At 53.0% G+C, this 16,897-nt stretch carries 15 protein-coding genes and 3 tRNA genes; 9 read left to right on the forward strand and 9 right to left on the reverse strand.

Annotation, left to right across the window (positions count from 1 at the left end):
- The first annotated feature begins 222 nt into the window (after window positions 1–222).
- Window positions 223–1,248: an HTH-type transcriptional repressor PurR gene (gene purR, locus K5Y30_RS03485; protein ID WP_008110309.1), complete on the forward strand. Its 1,026-nt coding sequence runs from the start codon at window positions 223–225 to the stop codon at window positions 1,246–1,248.
- Here the strand turns inward: purR and punR are convergent.
- Complete coding sequence (gene punR, locus K5Y30_RS03490) at window positions 1,245–2,156, reverse strand: DNA-binding transcriptional activator PunR (RefSeq protein WP_222181904.1); 912 nt, start codon at window positions 2,154–2,156, stop codon at window positions 1,245–1,247. The genes purR and punR overlap by 4 nt on opposite strands.
- A gap of 110 nt (window positions 2,157–2,266) precedes the next feature.
- Between punR and punC the strand changes: the two genes are divergently transcribed.
- Window positions 2,267–3,469 carry a purine nucleoside transporter PunC gene (gene punC, locus K5Y30_RS03495; RefSeq protein ID WP_222181903.1) on the forward strand — a complete coding sequence of 401 codons (1,203 nt, stop codon included), beginning with the start codon at window positions 2,267–2,269 and terminating at the stop codon, window positions 3,467–3,469.
- Between the two features lie 302 nt (window positions 3,470–3,771).
- Window positions 3,772–4,920, forward strand: coding sequence for a cyclopropane fatty acyl phospholipid synthase (cfa, locus tag K5Y30_RS03500; RefSeq protein ID WP_222181902.1), 1,149 nt, complete (start codon window positions 3,772–3,774; stop codon window positions 4,918–4,920).
- Between the two features lie 51 nt (window positions 4,921–4,971).
- Here cfa and K5Y30_RS03505 read toward each other — a convergent pair whose 3' ends face one another.
- Window positions 4,972–5,616, reverse strand: coding sequence for a riboflavin synthase subunit alpha (locus K5Y30_RS03505; protein WP_176971547.1), 645 nt, complete (start codon window positions 5,614–5,616; stop codon window positions 4,972–4,974).
- A 197-nt stretch (window positions 5,617–5,813) separates the two neighbouring features.
- On the opposite strand from K5Y30_RS03505, the gene K5Y30_RS03510 reads away from it, so the two are divergent.
- From K5Y30_RS03510 to K5Y30_RS03535, 6 genes are all read left to right on the forward strand, one after another.
- Entirely contained in the window at window positions 5,814–7,187 is a 1,374-nt protein-coding gene (locus K5Y30_RS03510) for an MATE family efflux transporter (protein WP_222181901.1), read from the forward strand.
- A 134-nt stretch (window positions 7,188–7,321) separates the two neighbouring features.
- Window positions 7,322–7,398 (forward strand) — tRNA-Val (locus K5Y30_RS03515).
- Window positions 7,399–7,401: 3 nt separating this feature from the next.
- Window positions 7,402–7,478 (forward strand) — tRNA-Val (locus K5Y30_RS03520).
- 19 nt (window positions 7,479–7,497) lie between these two features.
- Window positions 7,498–7,574, forward strand: a tRNA-Val gene (locus tag K5Y30_RS03525).
- Window positions 7,575–7,916: 342 nt separating this feature from the next.
- Complete coding sequence (pykF, locus tag K5Y30_RS03530) at window positions 7,917–9,329, forward strand: pyruvate kinase PykF (RefSeq protein WP_110866028.1); 1,413 nt, start codon at window positions 7,917–7,919, stop codon at window positions 9,327–9,329.
- A 304-nt stretch (window positions 9,330–9,633) separates the two neighbouring features.
- On the forward strand, window positions 9,634–9,870 hold the full coding sequence (locus K5Y30_RS03535) for a major outer membrane lipoprotein (RefSeq protein ID WP_007892735.1): 237 nt from the start codon (window positions 9,634–9,636) through the stop codon (window positions 9,868–9,870).
- Between the two features lie 74 nt (window positions 9,871–9,944).
- On the opposite strand, the gene K5Y30_RS03540 is transcribed toward K5Y30_RS03535, so the two are convergent.
- From K5Y30_RS03540 to sufA, 7 genes are all read right to left on the reverse strand, one after another.
- A complete protein-coding gene (locus K5Y30_RS03540; RefSeq protein ID WP_176971549.1) occupies window positions 9,945–10,931 on the reverse strand; it encodes a L,D-transpeptidase family protein in 987 nt (328 codons plus the stop codon).
- Window positions 10,932–10,992: 61 nt separating this feature from the next.
- Complete coding sequence (gene sufE, locus K5Y30_RS03545) at window positions 10,993–11,409, reverse strand: cysteine desulfuration protein SufE (RefSeq protein ID WP_101764556.1); 417 nt, start codon at window positions 11,407–11,409, stop codon at window positions 10,993–10,995.
- 20 nt (window positions 11,410–11,429) lie between these two features.
- Complete coding sequence (gene sufS / locus K5Y30_RS03550) at window positions 11,430–12,653, reverse strand: cysteine desulfurase SufS (RefSeq protein WP_222181899.1); 1,224 nt, start codon at window positions 12,651–12,653, stop codon at window positions 11,430–11,432.
- Window positions 12,650–13,927 carry a Fe-S cluster assembly protein SufD gene (gene sufD / locus K5Y30_RS03555; RefSeq protein ID WP_222210513.1) on the reverse strand — a complete coding sequence of 426 codons (1,278 nt, stop codon included), beginning with the start codon at window positions 13,925–13,927 and terminating at the stop codon, window positions 12,650–12,652. The genes sufS and sufD overlap by 4 nt, the downstream gene beginning before the upstream one ends.
- The gene (sufC, locus tag K5Y30_RS03560) at window positions 13,902–14,648 is read right to left on the reverse strand and encodes a Fe-S cluster assembly ATPase SufC (protein ID WP_008102973.1); all 747 of its coding nucleotides are present in this window, start codon (window positions 14,646–14,648) and stop codon (window positions 13,902–13,904) included. Before sufC ends, sufD begins: the two co-directional genes overlap by 26 nt.
- A 34-nt stretch (window positions 14,649–14,682) precedes the next feature.
- On the reverse strand, window positions 14,683–16,176 hold the full coding sequence (gene sufB / locus K5Y30_RS03565; RefSeq protein ID WP_008102971.1) for a Fe-S cluster assembly protein SufB: 1,494 nt from the start codon (window positions 16,174–16,176) through the stop codon (window positions 14,683–14,685).
- Between the two features lie 7 nt (window positions 16,177–16,183).
- Window positions 16,184–16,558, reverse strand: coding sequence for a Fe-S cluster assembly scaffold SufA (sufA, locus tag K5Y30_RS03570; RefSeq protein WP_007892717.1), 375 nt, complete (start codon window positions 16,556–16,558; stop codon window positions 16,184–16,186).
- Between the last annotated feature and the right edge of the window lie 339 nt (window positions 16,559–16,897).

Below are 16,897 nucleotides of genomic sequence, written 5' to 3' on the forward strand. Positions count from 1 at the left end.
ATAGGCAAAAATCTCGTGTTATCCGCGCCAGCTTGCTAGAATCCCCGCCTTTCGTTGCGCAACAGATTTTGCGCAGGCTGTATTTACAGCGTGATGAAGTGATTTCGCCTGCTAGAACATACCGTTTTGCCCGCTTTTTTGGGCTGTAAAAGCATTAGCAGACGCAAACGTTTAACAATATACTTATCAGTAAGTTGCGATAAGCCCAGGAGCACCATTTTCATGGCAACAATTAAAGATGTCGCAAAACGCGCGGGTGTCTCAACCACCACGGTTTCGCATGTCATCAACAAAACGCGTTTCGTTGCGGAAGAGACGCGTAACGCCGTATGGGAAGCGATCAAAGAATTACATTACTCGCCAAGTGCCGTGGCGCGTAGTCTTAAAGTCAATCACACCAAAACCTTGGGTCTGCTGGCGACCTCCAGCGAAGCGCCCTACTTCGCTGAAATTATCGAAGCGGTGGAGAACCGCTGCTTCGAACGCGGCTATACGCTGATTCTCGGCAATGCGCACAACGATCTGCAAAAGCAGCGCGCTTACCTGTCAATGATGGCGCAAAAGCGCGTCGATGGCTTGCTAGTGATGTGTTCGGAATATCCAGACGATTTGCTGCAGATGCTGGAAGAGAACCGCAATATCCCCATGGTGGTAATGGATTGGGGCGCGTCACGCGGTGATTTCACCGATACCGTGCAGGACAATGCATTTCAGGGCGGCTATCTCGCCGGGCGTTATCTGATTGAACGTGGCCATCGCGATATCGGTGCTATTCCTGGCCAAATGGAGCGCAACACCGGCGGTGGACGTCATGCGGGCTTCCTGCAGGCAATGAACGAAGCGGGCATCACGGTGCGTCCGGAATGGGTGGTTCAGGGCGACTTTGAACCTGAATCGGGCTATCAGGCGATGCAGCAGATTTTAAATCAGAAACAGCGTCCAACTGCGGTGTTCTGCGGTGGCGATATCATGGCGATGGGCGCGATTTGCGCCGCTGATGAGATGGGTTTACGCGTACCGCAGGATATCTCGGTGATTGGTTACGATAACGTGCGCAACGCGCGCTATTTCACCCCAGCGCTGACTACCGTGCACCAGCCAAAAGCTGAACTGGGTGAAAAAGCGCTGGAAATGCTGCTGGATCGCATCACCAGCAAGCGTGAAGATCCGCAAACCATCGAGGTTCAGCCAACGCTGATTGAACGCCGTTCGGTGGCGTACGGTCCGTTCCGCGACTATCGCCGCTAAGCCGACACTTCGCTGAGCCATTCGTGGTTCAGCGTTTCGGCATCCCCGAGATAAGCCAGTAACCACGCCAGCGCCGGTGACGCGCGCTGTTCGGACCAGCTAACGCAGCACGGACTGTCTGGAAACGCCTGCGGCAGCGCCAGTTCAACCAGTTTTTGGCTGTCCAGCAGCGGACGCGCCAAATGGCCCGGTACCATTCCGACGCACAATCCTGCCAGCAAACAATCCATCCCGGTTTCCCACTCTGGCACCACCAACCGCCGCTGATTATCCAGCGTCCATGTCATACGGCGCGGCAACGCACGCGAGGTATCTTCCAGCACCAGCGATGGCCACGCCCGCAAGGTTTCATCATCCAGCTCCGTGCTGTTAACCAGCGGATGATCGGGACTTACCACACAGCGCCAGTTCAGCGCGCCCATATCCTGAAAGGCAAAACGTCCGCCCACCGGGATGGCCTGAGTTGCGCCAATCGCCACATCCACCCGACCATCAGCCAACGCATCCCACACGCCGTTGAACACTTCGTAGCTGATAATCAGCTCCATGTCGGGAAAATGGCGGTAGAAGTCTTTCACTAACTGTCGCGTACGCTGCGGTTTTACAATGCAGTCGACCGCGATGCTCAACTCGCCGCGCCAGCCATTTGCCAGTTGCTGACACTGTCGGCGAGTTGCCAGCATTTTTTTGATAACAGATCGGCCTTCTCGCACAAAATGCTCGCCCGCCGGTGTCATCACCACTTCGCGATGCTGGCGTTCAAACAGCGGCACCGCCAGCCAGGTTTCCAGCTGGCGCACGGTATAGCTGACGGCAGAAGGCACGCGATGCAGCTCCTGCGCTGCCGCGCTAAAACTGCCGGTGCGCGCCACCGCATCCACTACTTCAAGCGCATATTCTGACCACATGATTTTGCCTTCAAAAAATTTAACAGCACTATGCAAATATTAGCGTTTCACAAAGCGCGCTGCATCCTTTTACACTCCCCGGCGTTCAACCTGCCCAAAAGAGAATCAACATGTTGTCGTCTAAAGCATTTATGCCTTATCTCGCCGTGCTCAGCATGCTCGGCTTTCTTGCCACGGATATGTATTTACCCGCCTTTGGCGATATGCAGCGTGATTTTGCTACCGCACCCGGCACCATCAGCGCCAGCCTGAGTCTGTTTCTTGGCGGTTTTGCCTGTGCCCAGGTTTTTTGGGGACCGCTGTCGGATCGTTACGGACGTAAGCCGATTTTGCTGGCGGGCTTAGCCATCTTCGCCCTCGGCTGTCTGGGGATGCTGTGGGTGACCGATGTCCGCCTGATGCTGGCGCTGCGTTTTGTGCAGGCGATTGGCGTGTGTGCCGCTGCCGTGAGCTGGCAGGCGCTGGTGGTGGATCACTATCCAAAAGCCAAAGCCAATAAAGTGTTTGCGACGATTATGCCGCTGGTTGCGCTGTCGCCGGCGCTGGCACCGCTGCTCGGCGCCTGGCTTATCGGCCACTTCCACTGGCGCAGCATCTTTATCACGCTGACGCTGGTTGCCGTGGTGTTACTGATCGGTACGCTGCAGTTAACCTCGCCTCAGCGCGAGAAAGTTGCCACAGGCAAACAGCCCGGCTGGTTCACCTTGCTGGGCACCCGCGTTTACAGCGGTAACGTCTTGATCTATTCGGCATGTTCGGCGAGCTTTTTTGCCTGGCTGACGGGCTCACCTTTCATTCTCTTCGCTGCTGGCCTGACGCCGGGCGACATTGGCCTGAGTTATATTCCGCAGACCATTGCGTTTCTGATTGGCGGCTTTGGCTGTCGCACGCTGTTAAATCGTTATCAGGGCGCGCAACTATTGCCGTGGTTGCTGGTGCTGTACAGCCTGAGTATTTTGAGTCTGTTTGTCATCGCCCTGATGCCTTCAGCGCCGCTGTTTGTGCTGCTGATGCCCTTCTGCGGCATGGCGCTGGCCAATGGCGCGATCTATCCGATTGTGGTTGCCAGCGCATTAGCGCCCTTCCCGCACGCCACCGGTAAAGCGGCAGGATTACAGAACTTATTCCAGTTGGGATTGTGCTTTGTCGCCAGCCTGCTGGTCTCCGCCGGCCTTGAGCAGGCGCTGTTCAACACCACGTTAGTGATGGTCGCCACCGTGGTACTGGCGTGGGCGGGCTTTGTCTGCCAGCGATTGGCAAACGCACAAAGTGATATTGCCCACACTCCCCGTCCCTGCGAAGATAATCTCTAACCCAACGCTTTTCGTTAGCAAACTAACGATAACCCGTTGAATATTGACCCGCGTGAGCATATACTCTGTGGGTCAGTAATTCTGTATTAAATCAATAATATAAATGTAAGACCTTTAGCGACTCTGTCGCGGGATGGCGTCTGCACGATACTCCAGTGTTGCCTCCAACTTTTCTATTCAAATTCATGCCTCTGTAAAACGTCGGATTTCTGGCGGACGGATTTTCCGTGAGTTCTCTCACAGGCCTTGGGAAATTGGCTATTCTTTTTCTCAGGTTCAGATCGGAAGGTGATGGAGAAGCTATGAGTTCATCTGTTATAGAAGAAGTGAGCCTTGAAGAAAACCACTGGTTTCGGATCGTCAATGAACTGCTAGAACGTGCTGATATTGCAGTTAATGGCACTCGTCCCTGGGATATTCAGGTAAAGCATCCAGATTTTTTTAAACGCGTGCTCGAGGAAGGATCGCTTGGATTAGGTGAAAGTTACATGGATGGTTGGTGGGAGTGCGAACAGCTCGATATGTTCTTCCATCGCGTTTTAAAACACCATCTGGATAAACAATTACCGCGACATTTTAAAGATACGTTGCGCATCGCCGCCGCGCGTCTTACTAATTTGCAATCCAAAAAACGCGCCTGGATTGTGGGTAAAGAGCATTACGATTTGGGTAATGATCTCTTCTCACTGATGCTTGACCCTTATATGCAATATTCCTGCGGCTACTGGAAAGATGCTGATACGTTAGAAAACGCGCAGCAGGCAAAACTTGATATGATTTGCCGCAAGTTACAACTTGAACCAGGCATGACGCTGTTGGATATCGGTTGTGGCTGGGGCGGACTGGCGGAATATGCCGCGCGCCATTATGGCGTCACGGTGCATGGCGTTACTATTTCTGCTGAGCAACAAAAACTGGCACAACAACGCTGTGAAGGACTGGATGTCACTATATTACTGCAGGACTATCGCGACCTGAATAATCAATATGATCGCATTGTTTCTGTCGGAATGTTTGAACATGTCGGGCCGAAAAACTATGCCACTTATTTTGATGTTGTAGACCGCAACCTCAAACCAGACGGCATATTTTTACTGCACACCATTGGTGCTCTCACAACGGATATGAATGTCGATCCGTGGATTGATAAATATATCTTCCCGAACGGTTGTCTGCCGTCGGTACGTCAAATCGCTGATGCCAGTGAGCCACATTTCGTCATGGAAGATTGGCATAACTTTGGCGCAGATTACGATACGACGTTAATGGCCTGGTATGATCGTTTTCAGGCGGCGTGGCCACAGCTGGCTGAGAAATATGGCGAACGTTTTAAACGGATGTTCGACTATTATCTCAACGCCTGCGCCGGTGCGTTTCGTGCCCGTGATATTCAGCTGTGGCAGGTGGTATTCAGTCGCGGCAAGGATGGCGGATTACGCGTGGCGCGTTAATGAGCTTTTGGAAATAAATCAAGGCGCCGCAGGGCGCCTTTTTTAACGCCATCATTCAGCGCTAGCAATCTGCGCCAGTGCGGCGGCTTCACGCTGCGCTAATACGCGTTCAACGGTTTCCACAATGGCCTGCGTATGAGGATCAATCTCGATATTGACCTTCTGACCAAACTTCTTCGCGCCTAACGTGGTGCGCTCCAGCGTTTCCGGAATCAGATGCACACAGAATTTGCTTTTGGTTACGTCGCCAACGGTCAAACTAATTCCGTCGATACCCACAAAACCTTTATGCAGAATATATTTGATCTGTGTGGCGTCCTGTAATTTAAACCAGATTTCGCGGTTGTTTTCTGACTGGATGATTTTGCAGATTTCCGCCGTGGTCATAATATGGCCGGACATTAAATGGCCGCCAATTTCATCGCTGAACTTCGCTGCACGCTCAATATTCACCACATCACCCACCTGTAATTCACCCAGGTTGGTAATGCGCAATGTTTCTTTAATCAAATCGAAGCTGACCAAGTCGCCGTTAATCTCGGTCACGGTCAGGCAACAGCCGTTGTGTGCTACCGATGCGCCCAGCGCCAGTCCCGGTAACAGATCGTCCGGTAAGCGCACAATATGGGTACGAAACAGATCTTTCTCTTCAATGCCGACAATTTCTGCCGTGCCTTGCACAATTCCAGTAAACATAATCTCAGCCTCTGCAAAGTTTGCGTCAGTTTATCACAGCTTGTCGGCGGCAGCTTAATTTGGCGGAGTTCAAACTTTACACAAATTGCTAAACAAAATGCGATCAACGTTTGGCGGAAGCCAGCGCTGCCGCTACACTGTGCGCGCATTCTTTGGGGATTTCGCCCCGCTCTCTTCATTAATTAAGCAGGTGTAACGTGCAGAAGTATTTTACCGAAGCGCGTCAATTGCTGGCCCTCGCGATCCCGGTCATCCTTGCTCAGGTGGCCCAGACTGCGATGGGATTTGTAGATACTGTTATGGCCGGTGCGGTAAGCGCCACGGATATGGCCGCCGTCGCTGTCGGCACCTCTATCTGGCTTCCCGCCATTCTGTTTGGTCATGGTCTTCTACTGGCTTTGACGCCTACCGTTGCGCAACTCAACGGTTCAGGACGACGCGAACGTATCGCGGAACAAGTGCGCCAGGGATACTGGATGGCAATCGGCGTTGCGCTACTGATTATGGTGGTGCTGTGGAACGCCGGTTATCTGATTAACACCATGCATGACATTGATCCTGAATTGGCCGCCAAAGCCGAAGGATACCTGCATGCGTTGCTGTGGGGGGCGCCGGGTTACCTGCTGTTCCAGGTGATGCGCAACCAATGTGAAGGTTTGTCGAAAACCAAACCGGCGATGCTGCTCGGTTTTCTCGGTCTCATGGTGAACATTCCACTCAACTATGTGTTCATTTACGGCCATTTTGGTATGCCGGCCTTAGGCGGTGTCGGCTGCGGCGTGGCGACGGCATCGGTCTATTGGGTGATGTTCCTGGTGATGCGCTTCTGGGTGAAACGCATGGCAAGCATGCGCGATATCCGTATGAAAACGCGCTGGTCCGCACCGTCACGCGGGATTTTGTCACGCCTGTTCACGCTGGGTTTGCCGGTGGCATTGGCGCTGTTCTTTGAGGTGACGCTGTTTGCCGTGGTGGCGCTGTTGGTATCACCGCTCGGCATTGTCAAAGTGGCCGGACACCAGATTGCACTCAACTTTAGTTCGCTGATGTTCGTGTTGCCGCTGTCGCTCGGCGTTGCCACCACTATTCGCGTTGGCTATCGACTCGGGCAAGGTTCAGCCGAACAGGCGTGCGTTGCCGCGTGGACCGGGCAAGGCGTCGGCATCAGCATGGCAGCAATCACCGCGCTGTTTACCGTGATTTTCCGCCATGATATCGCAGGTCTGTACACGGCAAATCCGGAAGTCATTACCCTTGCGGCGCAGCTGATGCTGCTGGCGGCGATCTATCAATTCTCAGATTCGATTCAGGTGATCGGCAGCGGTATCTTGCGCGGTTATAAAGACACACGCTCGATCTTCTTCATTACCTTTATCGCCTATTGGGTGTTGGGCTTGCCGGTGGGTTATGTACTGGCGATGACCGATTGGGTATTGCCGAAATTGGGTCCCGCCGGTTTCTGGTGTGGCTTCATTATCGGCCTGACCTCCGCAGCAGTGATGATGATTTGGCGCATCCGTCGTTTGCAGCGCCTGCCTGCGCAGGTCATCCTGGCGCGCGCCGCGCGCTAAGTGGCTGGTAACGGCGAAAAAAACGACGCATAGCACAGTTGCTGGTCAGTCGTAGGGGAAAAACACTTTTTCCCCTTGCCAGCATCACGGCCTGCCGTTAATATTCGTCCCCGCTGTCGCCCTGACAGCGTGTTGCGCTCTTAGCTCAGTTGGTTAGAGCACCACCTTGACATGGTGGGGGTCGATGGTTCGAGTCCATTAGAGCGCACCAAGTGCGTCCGTAGCTCAGTTGGTTAGAGCACCACCTTGACATGGTGGGGGTCGGTGGTTCGAGTCCACTCGGACGCACCAATTAGTGAATTTCCTCAATGCGCTCTTAGCTCAGTTGGTTAGAGCACCACCTTGACATGGTGGGGGTCGATGGTTCGAGTCCATTAGAGCGCACCACTCTGGTTTTATCTCCTTGCGCAACACCCTTTTCTTGATCTGCATCGTCTTTATCACGCCGATTTTATATTGGTTTTCGCATACTTAGCGACTATACTATGCCGCGTTGTTCCACCTGAAAGGTTTCAGCGCTAACGTGCCTATGCAAACAACTCCAATGATTTGCGCAACACTGATCACTCAGTTCCCTCGCGTACTGCATAACTTCTCTGCACGCTTTGCTTTCGTCTCCTATTCTTATTTCTGTGAAATCCGATCCAACACCATAAATATTCTCACTTCGGTGCCGTGCGCATCGAATCCCGACCTTTATCATCCATCACAACTTATAGAAAACCTGACATGAAAAAGACCAAAATCGTTTGTACTATCGGTCCAAAAACCGAGTCCGAAGAGATGCTGACCCAACTGCTGGAAGCGGGCATGAACGTGATGCGCCTTAACTTCTCGCACGGGGATTACGCTGAACATGGCCAACGCATCACCAACATGCGTGCCGTTATGGAAAAAACCGGTCGTCAGGCCGCTATTCTGCTGGACACCAAAGGTCCGGAAATTCGTACCATGAAACTGGAAGGCGGTAACGATGTGTCGTTGAAAGCCGGCCAGACCTTCACCTTCACCACCGATCAGTCAGTCATTGGTAACAGCGAACGTGTTGCCGTGACCTACGCCGGTTTCACTGAAGACCTGAAAATTGGTAACACCGTTCTGGTCGACGATGGTTTGATCGGTATGCAGGTCACAGAAGTGACTGAGAACTCAGTTATTTGTAATGTCCTGAACAATGGCGATCTGGGTGAGAACAAAGGCGTTAACCTGCCAGGTGTCTCCATTCAGCTGCCTGCACTGGCGGAAAAAGATAAGCGCGACCTGATCTTTGGTTGCGAGCAGAACGTTGATTTCGTCGCCGCTTCGTTTATCCGTAAGCGTTCAGACGTGCTGGAAATCCGTGAGCACCTGAAAGCGCACGGCGGCGAGCACATTCAGATCATCTCAAAAATCGAGAACCAGGAAGGCCTGAACAACTTCGACGAGATCCTCGAAGCGTCAGACGGCATCATGGTGGCTCGTGGCGACCTCGGCGTTGAGATCCCGGTTGAAGAAGTGATCTTCGCGCAGAAGATGATGATCAAGAAGTGTAATAAAGCACGCAAAGTGGTCATCACCGCGACGCAGATGCTGGATTCCATGATCAAAAACCCGCGCCCTACCCGCGCAGAAGCCGGCGACGTGGCGAACGCCATCCTCGATGGTACCGATGCGGTCATGCTGTCGGGCGAGAGTGCTAAAGGTCGTTATCCGCTGGAGTCGGTTACCATCATGGCGACCATCTGTGAGCGTACCGATCGCGTGATGAAATCCCGCATCGATTCACTACAGGACTCACGCAAGCTGCGCATCACCGAAGCGGTATGCCGCGGTGCCGTTGAGACTGCAGAGAAGCTGGAAGCACCACTGATTGTTGTAGCCACCGAAGGTGGTAAATCTGCTAAAGCTATCCGTAAGTATTTCCCGGATGCCACCATTCTGGCGCTCACCACCAACGAAACCACCGCTCGTCAGCTGATTCTGAGCAAAGGTATCGAAACTCATCTGGTGAGAGAAATTGCCTCGACTGATGATTTCTACCGCATTGGTAAAGAAATGGCGCTGGAAAGCGGATATGCGCAGAAAGGCGATGTGGTGGTAATGGTTTCAGGTGCATTAGTACCAAGCGGAACGACAAACACCGCGTCTGTACATGTAATCTGATTAGCAACTGAATTTTTATTTAAAAGCGCCTTTTAAAGGCGCTTTTTTTATTGCAGAGGTAATACAAAAGCCAGAAATTTCCAATCGAAATTAACTATTCAAAATCTCGTATGATTAAGGTTAGTCCGATTAAATCTCTCTGTTTTAGCTAATTATTTTCATCATCTTCTGTTAAATGCTGTTTCTTTGAGCGAACGATCAAATTTAAGCATGTTCTCATCAAAAATTTATTCTCAACTCAAAAAGCTTTGTGTAATACTTGTAACGCTACATGGAGATTAACTCAATCTAGAGGGTATAAAGAATGAATCGCACTAAACTGGTACTGGGCGCTGTAATCCTGGCTTCAACTATGCTGGCTGGTTGCTCAAGCAACGCTAAAATCGACCAACTGTCTTCAGACGTTCAGACTCTGAACGCTAAAGTTGATCAGCTGAGCAACGACGTGAACGCAATCCGTTCTGACGTTCAGGCTGCTAAAGATGACGCAGCTCGCGCTAACCAGCGTCTGGACAACCAGGCTCACTCTTACCGTAAGTAAGAGTACTGGTTGAAAAATGGTGCCCATGTGGCACCATTTTTTTTGTCCTGATTCTGCGTTTCTCTGGTCCGAATTCAGGGCTGCGCTACGGCTTCACCACTCTGCTCCGTTGTTACTGCGCTTTCATCCGTCACCGGCTCACCGCTGCTTACCAATACCGGCATCCCGGAACGTCGGGCTATCGCTTCCTTAATCAGCGCCGTATCACTCTTCTCACTCTTCGAGAAGGCTTTCAGCTGCGCTGACTGCGCAATCGGCATGGTTTGCGGATCGTCCTTATCGTTACGCGATAACGGCTGATGCACCTCGACGTAGCGCTTCCCATCGGGCTCAATCGCATACTTGATGGGCTGATTGATCACCTGCACGCGCGTCCCTTTCGGCACGCTGTTGAACAGCGCTTCAATATCATCCGGTCGCAAACGAATGCAGCCAGAACTTACGCGCATGCCAATACCAAAGTCGGCATTGGTACCGTGAATCAGATATTGACCGGTTCCGCGCGCCAGACGCATCGCAAACAGCCCCATCGGGTTGTCTGGCCCGGCAGGCACCACGCCCGGCAAGGTGATGCCCTCTTTGGCATAGCGCTTGCGGATATTGGTGGTTGGCGTCCAGGTAGGATTCGGTATTTTCTGGCTGATGCTGGTGACCATGGTTGGCGTCATGGCGCCTAACTGACCAATCCCGATCGGATAGACGACCACACGATCTTCATCTTTCGGATAGTAGTAAAGCCGCAGCTCCGCGAGGTTAATCACAATACCTTCACGTGGCGCATCGGGTAGCAGCATCTGCAGCGGCACGGTTAATTGCGTGCCGGCCTTGGGCAGCCAGGGATCAACGCCTGGATTCGCTTCCAGCATGCCAAGCATGCCTATCTTATAACGTGCTGCAATGCTCTCCAGCGGCCGCTTATCATCCGGCACGGTGGTCAGGGTGTTTTCGCCAATCAAACGGCTGTTATCGGCTGGTAGGGGATATTCCGTAGCAAATGCAGGTGCAGAGAGTCCGCAACAGGACAACAGCAATGCACCGGCTAAACGTAAGGCTGGTTTCATGCAATTTTCTCTTTGTCGGATAGAACAGACCCCGGTCAAGCCGGGGTCTGGAGAGTGTAACTTAGCTGAGGGTCTGAGCGTTATGCCGGATCGCGCGGATCATGGCTTCCAGCCCCTGCGAACGCGAGGGAGTGAGATGTGAGGTCAGCGCCAATTCGCCGAACCAGTGGCGCACATCGAGATCGAGAATCTCTGACGCCTTAAGCCCTTGATACAGGCTAAATACCACTGCAATCAACCCTTTAACGATGGCGGCATCGCTGTCGCCTTCGAGGGCGATGGTGCCATCGGCCTGCGGGGTCATGCGTATCCACACCTGGCTCTGACAACCTGAAATCACGTGTTCCGGCTGCTGTAAGCTTTCGGAGGATTCTGGTAATTTCCCACCGAGTTCAATGATGTAGAGGTACTTCTCTTCCCAGTTTGCGCAACGATTGAAGTTACGCACTAATCTCTCTTTATCTGGCAAATTCGCCATGAATCACTCCTGAAGTCTGCTCAACCGCCCAGCAGACGATGAATACGGGTCAAACCTGCGGCCAGACGATCGGCTTCTTCTTCGGTGTTGTACAGCGCGAAGGAGGCACGACACATGGCCGGCACCGCATAATGACGCATCAGCGGCATCGCACAGTGATGGCCGGTGCGGATTGCAATACCGTATTGATCAAGGAAACTGCCGACATCAAAGGCGTGATGGTTGCCGAGGTTGAAGGCCACCACGCCGCTGCGACTTTCCGGACCGTAAATCACCAGATCCGGCACCGAAGCCAGTTTATCCAGCGCATAACGCATCAGCATCGATTCGCGCTGATGAATCACGTCCAGGCCCAGTTCGCTGATCCACGTTAACGCCGCACCCAAACCAATGATGCCGCCGGTATTCGGCGTGCCCGCTTCGAAACGCCATGGTGTAGTGTTAAAGGTGGTGCCGGTTGGCAGCACAACCTCCGAAATCATCGAACCGCCGCCTTCCCACGGTGGCATGATCTCCTGCAACGCTTTACGCGCATACAACACACCAATGCCGGTCGGACCATAAATCTTATGGCCGGAGAAAGCGTAGAAGTCGCAGTCAATATCCTGCACATCCACCTTGTGATGCATCACCGCCTGCGCGCCATCCACCAACGTAATCACACCAGCGGCTTTCGCTTGTGCCACGATAGCTTTTACGGGATTGACGGTGCCGAGCACGTTAGAAACGTGGGTGACCGCCAGCAAACGGGTGCGGCTATCCATCAAACCGCTCAGCTGTTCCAGCGCCAGCTCGCCCTGCGCATTCAGCGGCAGAACGCGAATTTCTGCGCCGGTACGCTGCGCCACCATCTGCCACGGCACGATGTTAGCGTGATGCTCCATCTCGGTGACGATGATGTTGTCGCCCGGTTGCAGCTGACTGCCGCCCCAACTGTTAGCCACCAGATTGATGGCTTCCGTGGTGCCTTTGACGAAAATGATCTCTTCAGGCGAAGCAGCGTTAAGAAAACGCGCGGCCTGATGACGCACGTTCTCCATATCGGTGGTCGCCTGCGCGCTCAACGAATGGATACCGCGGTGCACGGCCGCATAGCCGTGCTGATAGAAATAACTTTCCGCATTGATGACCGCGAGCGGGCGCTGTGCGCTGGCCGCGCTATCAAGATAGGCCAGCGGATGTCCGTTGACCTCACGTTTCAGAATCGGAAATTCCGCTCTGATGCGTTCGAGATCGAAACTCATGACTCAACTCCCGGGATACGCGCGGCAATGCGCTGCAGCACCACCTGACGCAGTACCGGATTCTCCAGCGTTTCGGTAAGTTCAGCGGCAAAGGCATGGATGATCATACGCTGTGCGGCGGTCTCATCGATACCGCGCGAGCGCAGGTAGAACATCTGCTCTTCATCAATACGACCAATGGTCGCACCGTGGCTGCACTTCACGTCATCAGCATAGATTTCCAGCTGCGGCTTGGTGTCCACTTCAGCCAGACGGCCCAGCAACAAGTTGTTGTTGGTCATCTGTCCATCGGTTTTCAGCGCATGCTGCGCCACTTTGATCATGCCGTTGAACACCGCACGGCCTTTATCGCGCGCGATAACTTTGTGCATCTGACGGCTGGTGCAGTAGCCTTTGTTGTGCTCCAGATAGCTGCGGGTATCGCACACTTCCTGATTCACCGGCAACGACAAGCTGTTGATCGCAAGATTGGTATTTTCGCCATTCAGCTGCGCGCTGGTGTTGTGACGCGATAAGCCCGCACCCAGCAGGAAGCTGGTGGTAGCCACATTTGCATCACGGCCCATCACAACATCATTGTGCGCGAAGTGGTAAGCCTTCTCGCTCTCGAATGACAGTTTGATGTGCTGCAGTTTGGCATTGTCAGCCACGTCGAAGGTGAAACGCGCGCCGGTAAAGTGCGCCACGTCATTCAGCGTGACATAGTGCTCAATCACTTCCGCTTCTGCGCTGGCTTCCAGCTGCAGATGGTGGCGATGGTGCACGGTGTTGGTGCCCGCATTCTGACCGCTGGTGATGTGCAACAGATAAAGCGGTTTAGCCGCTGATTTGCCACGCGCCAGACGAATTGTCGTGGCTTCTTCTGCCAGACTTTCAGTCAGATGCAGGAACACTTCCGGCTGAATCGGTGCCGGCAGCGGACGACGATCAGAAGCCTGCGCATGCTGAATTTCAAACAGGCCGGTATCACGGCTGCTCAATTCAGCCTGAAAACGGCCGTCAACAAACACCAGACGCACCGCATCAACCGGCAGCGCCAGCGCTTCAACTTGTTCCGCGCTCACTTCCTGCGGCTGCGGCAACATAAACTGCTGCGCCAACAGGCCATCAAGCGGCGTGTATTTCCAGTTTTCATGCTTACGCGTCGGCAGGCCGACACGCATCAGTTGCTGCCAGTGCTGCTGCGCCTGCAAAGAACGTTCGTCACCGCGCGATTCAAACAGATGATGCCACTGCTGCAGGGCGTTATCACTCTTGGTCGGTAAGCCAGCCATAGCCTTGCTCCTCCAACTGTTTCACCAGCGAGAAGTCGCCAGATTTAACGATCTTGCCCTGATACAGCACATGTACGTGGTCTGGCTTGATGTAATCCAGAATACGCTGGTAGTGCGTCACGATGATGAATGAACGCTTACCGTCGCGCAGGCTGTTTACGCCTTCTGCCACGATTTTCAGCGCATCGATATCCAGACCGGAGTCGGTTTCATCAAGGATGCACAGCTCAGGTTCCAGTGCCGCCATCTGCAGGATGTCGTTACGCTTCTTCTCACCACCGGAGAAGCCCACGTTAACTGAACGGGTCAGCAAATCTTCTGGCATCTTCAGCAGCTGGATTTTATCTTCGATGAAATCCTGGAAGTCGAAACGGTCCAGCGGCTCCTGTTCACGGTATTTACGTACCGCGTTGACCGAGGTCTGTAGGAAAAACTGGTTGCTGACGCCCGGAATTTCTACCGGATACTGGAACGCCATGAAGATGCCTTCACCGGCACGCTCTTCTGGCTCAAGTTCCAGCAGGTCTTTGCCCTTGAAGGTGACAGAACCGCCAGTGACTTCGTAATCTTCACGGCCAGCCAGCGTTGCAGACAGGGTACTTTTACCTGAACCGTTCGGTCCCATGATGGCGTGGACTTCGCCCGGTTTCACTTCGAGGTTCAGACCGCGCAAAATCTCTTTGTCTTCAACGCTAACCTGCAAATCTTTAATGCTTAACATACTCTTTCCTTCACATTGCTTCCGGCAACGGGCATCAGCCCACACTGTGCTCAAGGCTGATAGCTAACAATTTTTGCGCTTCCACGGCGAATTCCAGTGGCAGCTCGGAGAAAACGTCTTTGCAGAAGCCGTTGACAATCATTGAGATCGCATCTTCTTCGCTGATGCCACGCTGCAGGCAGTAGAACATCTGATCTTCACCGATGCGCGAGGTGGTGGCTTCGTGCTCCAGATGGGCGGTGTTGTTGCGCGTTTCCACATATGGGAAGGTGTGCGCACCGCACTCGGCACCAATCAGCATCGAGTCACACTGGGTGAAGTTACGCGCGTTGGTCGCGGTTGGCATGATTTTCACCAGGCCACGATAGGTGTTCTGACTCTTACCGGCAGAGATACCTTTGGAGATGATGGTCGACTTGGTGTTTTTACCGATGTGAATCATCTTGGTACCGGTATCCGCCTGCTGGCGGCCTGCGGTCAGTGCGACCGAGTAGAACTCACCGATCGAGTAATCACCGCGCAGAATGCAGCTTGGATATTTCCAGGTGATCGCCGAACCGGTCTCAGACTGCGTCCAGGACATCTTGCTGTGATCGCCTTCGCACAGGGCACGTTTGGTCACGAAGTTGAGGATACCGCCCTCGCCTTCGCCGCCTGGGAACCAGTTCTGTACGGTGGAGTATTTCACTTCAGCGTTTTTATGGATGATCACTTCTACCACTGCGGCGTGCAGCTGATAGGTGTCACGAACCGGCGCAGAGCAACCTTCGATGTAGCTGACGTAGCTGTCTTCATCGGCGATCAAAATGGTGCGCTCGAACTGACCGGTTTTTGCCGCATTGATGCGGAAATAGGTCGACAGCTCCATCGGGCAACGTACGCCTTTCGGGATGTACACGAAGGTACCGTCTGAGGCCACAGCCGAGTTCAGCGCGGCAAAGAAGTTATCGTTTGGCGGCACGACAGTACCGAGATACTTCTGCACCAGTTCTGGATGATCGTGAATCGCTTCGCCGAACGAGCAGAAGATAATGCCCTGCTCCGCCAGCTTGCCGCGATAGGTGGTTGAAACGGAGACGGAGTCGAAAATCGCATCCACCGCCACTTCACGACCCTCACGCACCGGAACGCCTAATTGGTTGAACGCGTCTTCCACTTCCTTCGTCAGGTAGTCGCTGGACGCGACGCTGCCAGAAGTTTGGGTCGCGCCCGGTTCAGAAGCACAGCTGTCATCGCAGTTGCCGCAGGACGGCGCGGAATAGTAGCTGTAATCCTGATAATCCAGTTTTTCGTAGTGCGCTTTCAGCCAGTGCGGCTCTTCCATTTGCTCCCAGGCGCGGAACGCCTTGAGACGGAATTCAAGCATCCATTCAGGTTCGTTACGTTTAGCCGAAATCGCACGCACCACATCTTCATTGATGCCGTGGGCAAATTCTTCGGTTTGTAACTGGGTAAAGAAGCCCTCTTTATAATTGAGCTTGCCTTCCCACATTTGTACATCATCAGATGCTTCGGTGTGTCGTGACATGTTTTACTTACTCGACGCCAAAGCTTTCACCGCACCCGCAGGCGTGTTGAGCTTTAGGGTTGTTGAATTTAAAAATCTGGTTAAGGCCTTCGCGGACATAATCCAGCTCGGTACCGTCAACAAACGGCATCGCCTGAAGTGGCACAAACAGTTTTGCGCCGAATTGCTCAAACTGCAGGTCGTCATCGGCAGGATCCTTTACCAAATCCATAACGTACCCAAAGCCGGCACAGCCGGACGTTTTCACACCCAGTTTCAAGCCCTTGACTTCAGGGTCTTGTTCTACCAGGTTAAGAATCTGTTTCGCTGCCGATTCGGTCAGCGTGAGCCCTTTCCAGACGAAATCTTCGGGTGAAAAGGAGTCGGCATTTACTGATGACATTGTGCTACCTCGTATGTCTGGGCCTTTTCAGGCTATCCCTCTATGGTAGTGATATCAGGTATCACTTCAACCTCTTGTTTTGCAGGGATAATCATCTCGTGCTATTTTTCATTGCTGCTTTATTAAGCATAGTCGCTTCAAAGCAGATTGACGGCGGCATTCCCGTGCGTGCCTGACCTGCGTAACCCGTTAAATTGACGCAATTTTTTTAAAATCAATTTTACGATTTAATCCTGATTGATAGGTTACGCCTTTCCACTATGTAAAGAAATTGTTATTGCCGATTTTAGTAACAGGCAGAAGAAATCAATAAAATTTCACAGCGGGAATTGCATTCCT

It is taken from the genome of Pantoea sp. DY-5, assembly GCF_019795955.1.
GTDB lineage: Bacteria > Pseudomonadota > Gammaproteobacteria > Enterobacterales > Enterobacteriaceae > Pantoea > Pantoea leporis.